This is a genomic window from Trueperaceae bacterium, from assembly GCA_031581195.1.
Classification (GTDB): Bacteria; Deinococcota; Deinococci; order Deinococcales; family Trueperaceae; genus SLSQ01.
In genome coordinates, this window is the sequence record JAVLCF010000106.1 from 756 (window position 1) to 8289 (window position 7534).

General features: G+C 76.6%; 6 protein-coding genes. 2 read left to right on the forward strand and 4 right to left on the reverse strand.

The window, feature by feature from the left end; translation table 11 throughout:
* From RI554_09380 to RI554_09395, 4 genes are all read right to left on the reverse strand, one after another.
* Positions 1-422: hypothetical protein (locus RI554_09380; protein ID MDR9392225.1), on the reverse strand; the 422-nt coding region annotated here is incomplete at its 3' end.
* Positions 423-456: 34 nt separating this feature from the next.
* Positions 457-1410 (reverse strand): PfkB family carbohydrate kinase, encoded by a 954-nt coding sequence (locus RI554_09385; protein ID MDR9392226.1) that lies wholly within the window; start codon positions 1408-1410, stop codon positions 457-459.
* Positions 1407-2912: a hypothetical protein gene (locus RI554_09390; protein ID MDR9392227.1), complete on the reverse strand. Its 1506-nt coding sequence runs from the start codon at positions 2910-2912 to the stop codon at positions 1407-1409. Before RI554_09390 ends, RI554_09385 begins: the two co-directional genes overlap by 4 nt.
* Before the next feature lie 65 nt (positions 2913-2977).
* Positions 2978-4108, reverse strand: coding sequence for an MFS transporter (locus RI554_09395; GenBank protein ID MDR9392228.1), 1131 nt, complete (start codon positions 4106-4108; stop codon positions 2978-2980).
* 81 nt (positions 4109-4189) lie between these two features.
* On the opposite strand from RI554_09395, the gene alaS reads away from it, so the two are divergent.
* Both alaS and ruvX read left to right on the forward strand, forming a co-directional pair.
* Positions 4190-6976 (forward strand): alanine--tRNA ligase, encoded by a 2787-nt coding sequence (gene alaS, locus RI554_09400; protein MDR9392229.1) that lies wholly within the window; start codon positions 4190-4192, stop codon positions 6974-6976.
* A 4-nt stretch (positions 6977-6980) separates the two neighbouring features.
* Positions 6981-7421 carry a Holliday junction resolvase RuvX gene (ruvX, locus tag RI554_09405; protein ID MDR9392230.1) on the forward strand — a complete coding sequence of 147 codons (441 nt, stop codon included), beginning with the start codon at positions 6981-6983 and terminating at the stop codon, positions 7419-7421.
* The last annotated feature ends 113 nt before the right edge of the window (positions 7422-7534 follow it).

The window sequence follows — 7534 nt, forward strand, 5'->3', positions numbered from 1 at the left end:
CAGGCGAGGACCTTGATGGCGTCCGCACCGGCGCGGCGCGCCTTCGCGACCGACCAACCGCGGATCGCGGCGCTCCGCCGCTCGCCGTCGACGACGTCGAAGTCGTACCCCTCGAGGGTGGACAGCAACCCGGTCGTGCCGGGGAGCGCCATCAGGCTGTGCGGGTGGCTCCAGACGGGATCGAGGAGCATCGCGCCGGCGTGCGGCCCGAGCGCCTCGATCAACGTCGCCTTGACGTCGGCCACCTGATCCCAGGCCAGCGCGTCCTCGGGGACGCCCAGCGCCTTCGAGACGGCGGCGAAGATCGGGGGGCGTTGATCGACGGCGACCATGCGGAACCGCCCGTCCGCGTCGGCGAGGCGGGCCAGGCCGCGCAGGACGCCGGCGGACGTGGGGGTGGGGGAGGCGGGATCGTGAGGCATGACGGGGACTCCTTCCGGGCGGCCGCGGATGCGGTCACGCCCAACGTGCAGCGTTCAACTCCGCAAGGGTGCGCGACTCCAGCAACGTCTCGACGGCGTCGCGGGTCGGGATGGCGGTCCGGCCGGGACCGCGGCAGCTTTCCGCCGCGGCGACGCTCGCGAGCGTCGCGCAGCGTTCCGGGCCTTCGCCGGCGGCGAGGGCGGCGGCCCACACGCCGTGGAAGACGTCGCCCGCACCGGTCGTGTCGGTCGCCTCGACGGGGAACGCCGACAGGTGCCGCACGCCCTCCCCGGCGTCGAACAGGACGCCCTCCTCCCCGAGCGTGATGGCGACGACCTGGTCCTCGCGCCGCCGGAGCGCCGCGAGCGCCGCCTCGGCGCGGAGGGTCGCGTCGCCGTCGCCGGCGAGCGGCCCCCCGAGCGCCGCCTCCGCCGCCTCCTGCGCCGCAATGATCACGTCGGCGTCGTCGGTGGCGTCGACGTCGCGGAGGTTCCCGAGGTCGACGACGCTGGGCACGCCCGCCGCCCGGGCGCGGCGCAGGACCGCGCGGGCGAGGGTCGGGTGCCGCAGGTCGGTGAGGACCGCATCCGCGTCCTCCACCGTCTCGAGCGGCCAGTCGGCGGGGTCGTCCTCCAGGCCGCGCCCCCGGTAGGGGAAGATCCAGCGTTCGCCGGACGGCTCCACCAACACCGCACTCGCGAACGTCTCCGCGCCGGTGGGCGTCCGCACGCCGCTCACGTCCACCCCCTCCGCCTCGAGCGCCGCGCGCAGCTCGCGGCCGGCGGCGTCGTCGCCGTGGATCGCCCAGAGGCGCGACGTCACCCCGAACCGCGCGGCGGCGACCGCGGCGGTCGCCGCCGGCCCGCCCCCGTGACGGGCGTGCGCCGTCGCGTCGGTCCGCGACGCCGTCGGCGGGAACCGCTCGACGCGCCACACGAGATCCAGGCAACTGAGGCCCACGCTCAGGAGCAGCGGTGCGTCGCTCACCCGCCGCTCCCGTCGCCGTCCCGGCCGCCGTCCCGGTCGCGTGCGGAGCCCGCCGGCGGGGCGCCGCCCCCGAGCGCGTCGGGGAACGGGCGCGGGGTGACCCCGAGCACCTCGATCCCCGCCCACGCGCACGCCTCGACGACGGCGGCGGCGTGATCGCCGTGCACGAACGCCAGGTGGTGCGGGACGCGCCGCTCGAACAGCTCCGCCAGGAACCGGCCCGCCGGCAGCGGCGTGCCCGCCCAGACCGGCGCCCGCCACCAGCCGCGCACGCCGTCGTACCCCTCGCGGACGGCGCCCTCGAACGCACCGGTCGCGACCACCGCGGCGCGTCCCTCGTCCACGAAGCGCAACGCCGTCGCGGGGCCCGGCCGGAGGGTCTCGTCGCGGACCGGGCCCACCCCGTCGCGGTTGAAGTGCGTCGTGAGGCGCGGGGCGGGCCCGTCGGGGTCGGCCCACGCGGCGGGCGCGTTCCCGCAGTGCCACGCCTCGACGGCGTCCCCCACCTCGTCGAGGTCGGAGAGGTCCATCACGATGGACGGGTCGCGCGCGACCGCCTGCAACGCCAGCATCGAGAGCGCCCCCATCGCGTCCCCCTCGCACGCCGCCGGCGTCCCCGCACCGGCCAGGGTCCCCATCGCCGCGCACGCCATCGCGTCGCACCGGTCGGGCAGCTCCGGCCAACACCGCACCGCCAGGGCGTCGGCGCCGTCCGCCTCGGCGAGCGCCGCGAGGCCCGCCTCGATGCGCGCCCCGCGCCGCAGGGTAGCGTCGTCCACCTCCACGTCGTGCCCCTCGCGACCCGCTTCGGCGCGGGCGTCGACGTCCGCGTCGTCCGCGGCGTCGGTCGCGTCCCACAGGTCCGCCAGGGGCCGCTCGATCACCGTCACGCCGCGCAGGCCGGCGGGGCGTTCCTCGAGCGCGAAGAAGCCGGGCGCCGTCCCGCCGATCCGCAGGATCGTCGCGCGCTCGAGCGCCTTCACCGCGCGCAACGCCGCGACCGTCACCCCGAACGGGGTGCGGAAGCGGGCCTCGTCCACCGCGCCGTACAGCCACTTGACCGGCGCGCCGTCGCGGGGGACCTCCGGCCCGCCCAGCAACGACATCGTCATGTGCAGTCCACACAGGGCGTTGAACGGCAGCGGGCCGGTCGCGCCGCGCCCCGCCTCCGCCTCCGGCAACGCCCACACCGCGACGCGCGGGGCGGCGCCGTCCGGCGCCGCGCGGAGCAGCGGCGCGACGAGGTCGCCGGTCGCGAACGTCACGTGCTGCAGCAGCAGCAGGTCGGGGGGGTCGGCGGCGAGCTCCGCGGCGACGGCGTCGGCGTGGGCGGCCTCCTGCACCACGCCGCCGTGCGCCTCGGGCACGACCAGGTCGAAGGCGAAGGCGTCCGCCAGGTCCGCGAGGCCGGCGCGGGAGCGGTCGGTCGCGGAGGCGGCGTCGCCCTTGAAGTTCGGACGGTGGAGCGCCACGTGGGCGATGCGCAAGGTCGGTTCGTTCACGTCGTTCGGGAGGCTAGCACCTTCCCCCACGCGGGGTCCCCGGCGCGACGCCCCACCCCGGGCGCTCACCCGCGCCCGACCCGCGCGCGGAGCGTCGCGGCCGTCGCCAGCAACGCCGCCGCGACGCCCGCGAGGAGGGTGGGGACCACGCCCGGCCCGAACCGTTCGACGCTGAAGCCGATCGCGCCGGACGTCACCGCCGGCCCGAGCGTGGCGGCGGCCAGTGCGGCGGAGGCGACCGCCTCGCTGCGGTCCTGGAACGTCGCGTGCAACCACGCGAGCCCGGTCGGGAAGATCGGCGCGAACGCGAAGCCCGCCAGCGCGTAGGCGTACGGCGCGATTCCGTCGACGTGCGCCGCGGCGAGCGCGACGGCGGCGAGCGCCGACGCGCCCACCACCAGCGTCCCGGGCCGCACGCGGGCGCTGATCGGCGTCGCGAGGAGCCGCCCGACCGTCAACGCCCCCCAGTAGAAGCTGACGTGCAGCGCCGCGGTGCGTTCCCCCACCAGCGGCGCGAGGTGCGTCGCCTCCCACGCGCCCACCCCCGCCTCGCCGGTGACGTACAGGACGTACAGCGCCAGGAATCCCGCCGCCGCCGCCCACGGCACCGCACCGGCCGCCCCGGCGGGGCGACGGTCCGGTTCGCGCAGGCCGGGCACCAACACCAGCAGGACGCCCCCCACCGCCGCGACCGCCAGCATCGGCATGCGCAGGTCGCCCCCGACCGCCGCCAACGCCGCCGGCCCGACGACCGACCCGAGACCGAACGTCGCGTTCAGGAGGTTCAGGGCCGGCGCGGCGTTCGGCGCGAACGCCCGCGCGACCCACAGGTTCATCGCGACGTCCACCAGGCCGAACCCCAGCCCCCCGAGCGCCGCCCCCACCAGGAGGGTCGGGACGCCGGACGCGAAGGCGACCGTCGTCGCGCCCGCCGCCAGGACCGCGGCGCCGGCCGCGAGGGGACGGCGGTACCCGGTCCACGCCAACAGGGGCCCCGCCAACGCGATCGTCAGGAAACTCCCCGCGAAGTGCAGCGCGACGGTCTGGCCCAGCACGTCGAGGCCGACGTCCAGGCGGGCGGCGAGGAACGGCAGCGCGGGACCGTACAGCGCCTGGAGGGCCCCGATGACGAAGAAGGCGGTGAAGCCGGCGAGCAGGAGGCGCCGGCCGGCCGGGTCGCGAAGGGTGAGCGCCACGAAGGCCGATGCTACCCGGTGGGCCACGCCGTCCGGGCGGCGGCCGGTATACTCCGGGGCCGTGCAGCCTGGAGGTGCCACGTGACCCACGACCCCGCCCACCCCGCGACCCCCGCCGAGGGGTCGGGCTCGGCCGACGCCCTGCCGCCCCGCACCGACGCGCAACGCGAGCAGGCGGCGTGGATCGACGACCTCCGGCGCCGCTACGTCGCGTTCTTCGAAGCCAAGGACCACCTGCACCTCCCGTCCGCCCCCGTCCGCAGCGACGACCCGACGTTGATGTTCACGTCGGCGGGCATGGTGCAGTTCAAGCCGTACTTCCTCGGCGCCACCCCGAAGTTCGCGGGGCACGAGGGCGTCCACCACCGCGCCGTCACGGCGCAGACGTGCCTGCGCATCAACGACATCGAGAACGTCGGGCGGACCCTGCGGCACCATTCGTTCTTCGAGATGCTCGGGAACTTCAGTTTCGGCGACTACTTCAAGTCCGACGCCGCAGCGTGGGCGTGGGCGTTCCTGACGCACGAGCTCGGCTTCGATCCCGAGCGCCTGTACGTCACGATCTACGACGACGACGACGAAGCGTTCGCGGTGTGGCACGACGAGGTCGGCGTCCCCGCCGACCGCATCAGCCGCTGGGGCGAGGACGAGAACTTCTGGCCCGCCAACGCCGTCAGCGAAGGCCCCAACGGCCCGTGCGGGCCGTGCTCGGAGGTGTTCTTCGATCGCGGCGAGGCGTACGGTTCGCCGGGCGAGAACGGCCCGAACGAGGGGAGCGGCGACCGCTTCATCGAGATCTGGAACCTCGTGTTCACGCAGTTCGACCGGCAGGACGGCGGCCGCCTCGAACCGCTCCCGCAGCAGAACATCGACACCGGCCTCGGCTTCGAACGCCTCGTCGCGGTGCTCGCCGACGCGGAGGACGCCTACGCGACGGAGCTGTTCCAACCCACCATCCGCGAGGTCGCGCGCCGCTCCGGCGTGCCGTACGCGGGGACGGAGAGCCTCTCGCACCGGGTGATCGCCGACCACCTGCGCGCCGTCTGTTTCGCGGTCCTCGACGGCGTCCTCCCCGCGAACGACGGGGCGGGCTACGTCGTCAAGATGCTGCTGCGCCGCGCCAGCCGCCACGCCTGGTTGCTCGGCCTCAAGGAACCGGTCCTGCACGCCCTCGTGCCGGCGGTCGTGCAGGCGATGGGCGACGCCTACCCGAGGCTCCGCGACGGCCAGGAACGCATCGCGGCGATCGTGCGCGGCGAGGAGGCGCAGTTCCTGCGGACCCTCGAGGCCGGCATGGAGCGCGTCGGGCACCTCCTGGACGCCCTCGAGGGCGACGTCCTGCCCGGCGACGTCGCGTTCGACCTGTGGGAGACCCACGGCTTCCCGCTCGACCTCACCCGCGACGTCGCCGAGGAGCGCGGCGTCACGGTCGACGCCGACGGGTACGCCGCGGCCCGCGAAGCGGCGCGCGAGCGCTCCCGGGCCGGCAGCGGCGACGCCGCCCTGTTCGACGCCGGCGGGGACGCCTTCGGACGCATCGCCGCGGCGCACGGCGAGACGGCGTTCACGGGCTACGACGCCGACGCGGCCGACGCCACCCTCGTGGGCCTCGTCGACGGCGACGCGGAGGTCGACGCGCTCGGGGAGGGCCGCCGCGGAGCGGTGGTCCTCGACCGCACGCCCTGCTACCCCGAGGGGGGCGGGCAGATCGGGGACGCCGGGACGCTCACCTGGCCGGGGGGGAGCGCCACGGTGCGGACCACGCGGCGGACGCCGCACGGGCTGATCGTGCACGAGGTAGACGTCGTGCGCGGCACGCTGCACGGCGGGCAGCGCGTCGACGTGCAGGTCGACCCGCAGCGCCGCGAGACCGAGAAGCACCACAGCGCCACGCACCTGCTGCACGCCGCGCTGCGCAGCGTCGTCGGGACGCACGTCGCGCAGGCCGGTTCGCTCGTCGCGCCCGACCGCCTACGCTTCGACGTCTCCCACCCCGACGCGTTGACGCCGGAGCAGCTCGCGCAGGTCGAGACCCTCGTGAACCGGTGGATCCAAGCGGACCTCGCCGTCGGCGCGCGCGAGGTCGCCCTCGCCGACGCCCGCGAGGCGGGCGCCATGATGCTGTTCGGCGAGAAGTACGGCGACACCGTCCGCATGGTCACGATGGCGGGCGACGCCGACGCCGCACCGGACGCCGCCGCGGAGGCGGCGGTCTCGGTCGAGCTGTGTGGGGGGACGCACGTCGCGCGGACCGGGCGCATCGGGATGCTGTGGATCACCGGCGAGGAGGCGGTCAGCGCCGGCGTGCGGCGCGTCCACGCCGTCGCCGGCGAAGCGGCGCTCGCGCACGTCCGCACCCTCCGCGAACGGGGGGCGGCGGTCGCCGCGCAGCTCGGGGTCCGCCCCGACCAGCTCGCCGAGCGCGCCACGAAACTGCAGCAGGAGCTGAAGGATGCCAGGCGCGAAACCGACCGCCTGCGCGAGGCGCTCGCCGAGGCGCGCACCGGGGGCGGCGACGGCGTCCAGGGGCGCGACGTCGCGGGCGTCGGGACGGTCGTCGTCGTGAGCGTGCCCGACCTCGACGGCGGCGCCCTGCGCAACGCCGCGGACACCGCCGCCAGCCGGTCGGGCGCCGACGTCGTCGCCCTCGCCAGCGGTACGTCCTTCGTCGTGCGGACGTCGGAGGCGGCCCGCGAGCGGGGCGTGAAGGCCGGGGACCTGGCGCGTACCCTCGCGACGCGCGCCGGCGGCGGGGGCGGCGGCCGGCCGGACATGGCGCAGGCCGGCGCGAAGGACGAGGCGGCGCTGCGCGCCGTGATGGACGCGTTCGAGACGGGCGAGCTGGACGCCGAGCTGTTCGGCGGCTGAGGGCATGCCGAACGCCGCCCGCGAGGTCGTGCTGGGGTTGGACGTCGGGCAGGCCCGCATCGGGCTGGCGCGCGGGGAGACCGGGTCGCGCCTCGCGTTCCCCCGCGGCGCGATCCGCCGCACCCGGCAGGCGGACGACGTCGCCGCCGTCGCCGACCTCGCCCGCGAGGAGGCCGCCGCGCGCGTGGTGGTGGGGCTGCCGGTCCGGACCGACGGTACCGACTCGAAACAGACGCAGCGCGTGCGGGCGTTCGCCCGCGCGCTCGAGGGGGCGGGCCTCCGCGTGACGTTCGAGGACGAACGCTTCACGACCGCGATCGCCGAACGGGAGATCGCCGGGGGGGCGCTGCCGCTCGGGAAGCGCCGCGAGAAGGGCCGCGTCGACGCGGCGTCCGCCGTCGCGATCCTGGAGACGTACCTCGCGCGGACGGAGGCGGGCGCGTGAGCGGCCCGGACGACGCCCCCCGCGGCGAAGGCGCGCCGGACGCACCCAACGGACCCGCCGCCCCCGACGGCCCGCCCCCCCGCCGCGGGCGGCGTGCGGTCCTCGCCGTCGCC